At 42.8% G+C, this 2726-nt stretch carries 1 protein-coding gene; it reads left to right on the forward strand.

Annotated features, from left to right (window positions below):
* Window positions 1–2726, forward strand: a 2726-nt coding sequence (locus LVD51_RS19890; protein ID WP_236973132.1) for a hypothetical protein, incomplete at both ends; no start/stop codon positions are given.

The following is a 2726-nucleotide window of genomic DNA, read 5'->3' on the forward strand; positions in this document are numbered from 1 at the left end:
AATGAGTTTACCACCACCTATGTCATTCGTGTAGAGGATATAACAGGTGTGAGAGCTTACTACGACTTAAGTGATACGATTAAGTATGGCTTGGGTGCAGACTTTATCAGTGCAGAAGTGACCTATGGCGGAGGTGATGGCATACAGACTGGTATAGTTACTGCCAACCCTGTGGATACAGCTTACCAGATCGTAGATGATGAATATATCGAGAACTTTGGCGTAGATAGTTTCTATGTAGAAGTGATCTTTAGCATTGATCCGAATATATTGACAGCTGAGAGTGCAGACTGTGACTACACCAATGATTTTGGGGCCAACAGTGGATTGACCAACGTAGCCGTGATCAATGATGCAGTTCCATTGGATAGAGATACGGTATGTAGAGAGATCCCAATGCCAGGAGTATTGATGACAAAGGATGTATTGGCTGAAGCTACTCCTACCGGTAACGTGAATGAATTTACTATGACTTATGTCATCCGAGTAGAGGATACTACAGGTACAAGAGCCTACTATGACTTAAGTGATACGATTAAGTATGGCTTGGGAGCTGACTTTATCAGTGCAGAGGTGACCTATGGCGGAGGTGATGGAATACAGACTGGTATAGTGACAAGTAATCCAATGGATACGGCTTACCAAATCGTAGATGATGAATATATTGAGAATTTTGGTGTAGATAGTTTCTATGTAGAAGTGATCTTTAGCATAGATCCGAACATATTGACAGCTGAGAGTGCTGATTGCGATTATACCAACGATTTTGGGGCCAATAGTGGTTTGACCAACGTTGCCGTGATTAATGATGCAGTGCCATTGGAAAGAGATACGGTATGTAGAGAGATTCCAATGCCAGGAGTGTTGATGACAAAGGATGTATTGGCTGAAGCCACACCGACGGGTAATGTAAATGAATTTACCATGACTTATGTCATCCGAGTAGAAGATACGACAGGTACAAGAGCCTACTACGACTTAAGTGATACGATTAAGTACGGCTTGGGAGCTGACTTTATCAGTGCAGAGGTGACCTATGGAGGAGATGATAACTTACAGACCAGTATAGTTACTAGTAATCCAACAGATACTGCCTACCAGATCGTAGATGATGAATATATTGAGGACTTTGGAGTAGATAGTTTCTATGTGGAAGTGATCTTTAGTATTGATCCCAACATATTGACGGCGGAGAGTGCAGACTGTGATTATACCAACGATTTTGGGGCCAACAGTGGTCTGACCAACGTTGCCGTGATTAATGATGCAGTGCCTTTGGAAAGAGATACGGTATGTAGAGAGATTCCAATGCCAGGAGTGTTGATGACGAAGGATGTATTGGTAGAAGCTACACCGACGGGTAATGTGAATGAATTTACTATGACCTATGTTATCCGAGTAGAAGATACTACAGGTACAAGAGCTTACTACGACTTAAGTGATACGATTAAGTATGGCTTGGGTGCTGACTTTATCAGTGCAGAGGTGACCTATGGAGGAGATGATGGAATACAGACTGGTATAGTTACTGCCAATCCGACGGATACGGCTTATCAAATCGTAGATGATGAATATATAGAGGACTTTGGTGTGGATAGTTTCTATGTAGAGGTAATCTTCAGCATTGATCCCAACATATTGACAGCGGAGAGTGCAGACTGTGATTACACCAACGATTTTGGGGCCAACAGTGGTCTGACCAACGTAGCCGTGATTAATGATGCAGTGCCATTGGATAGAGATACGGTATGTAGAGAGATTCCGATGCCAGGGGTATTGATGACGAAGGATGTATTGGTTGAAGCCACACCGACGGGTAATGTAAATGAGTTTACCATGACCTATGTCATCCGAGTAGAAGATACTACAGGTACAAGAGCCTACTACGACTTAAGTGATACGATTAAGTATGGTTTGGGTGCTGACTTTATCAGTGCAGAGGTGACCTATGGAGGCGGTGATAACTTACAGACTAGTATAGTCACTGCCAACCCTATGGATACGGCCTACCAGATCGTAGATGATGAATATATCGAGGACTTTGGAGTAGATAGTTTCTATGTAGAAGTGATCTTTAGCATTGATCCTAATATATTGACTGCGGAGAGTGCTGACTGCGATTACACCAACGATTTTGGGGCCAACAGTGGTCTGACCAACGTTGCCGTGATTAATGATGCAGTGCCTTTGGAAAGAGATACGGTATGTAGAGAGATTCCAATGCCAGGAGTATTGATGACGAAGGATGTATTGGTAGAAGCTACACCGACGGGTAATGTGAATGAATTTACCATGACTTATGTCATCCGAGTAGAAGATACTACAGGTACAAGAGCCTACTACGACTTAAGTGATACGATTAAATATGGTTTGGGTGCTGAATTTATCAGTGCAGAGGTGACTTATGGGGGCGGTGATAACCTACAGACCAGTATAGTCACTACTAACCCAATGGATACGGCTTACCAGATTGTTGACGATGAGTATATTGAGGACTTTGGTGTGGATAGCTTCTATGTTGAGGTAATCTTTAGCATTGATCCGAATATATTGACAGTTGAGAGTGCAGACTGCGATTACACCAACGATTTTGGAGGTAACAGTGGTCTGACCAACGTAGCTGTGATCAATGATGCAGTGCCGTTAGAAAGAGATACGGTATGTAGAGAGATTCCAATGCCAGGAGTATTGATGACGAAGGATGTATTGGCTGAAGCCACACCTAC

The sequence above is a fragment of the Membranihabitans marinus genome (genome assembly GCF_021729155.1).
GTDB classification, from domain to species: domain Bacteria; phylum Bacteroidota; class Bacteroidia; order Chitinophagales; family Saprospiraceae; genus Membranihabitans; species Membranihabitans marinus.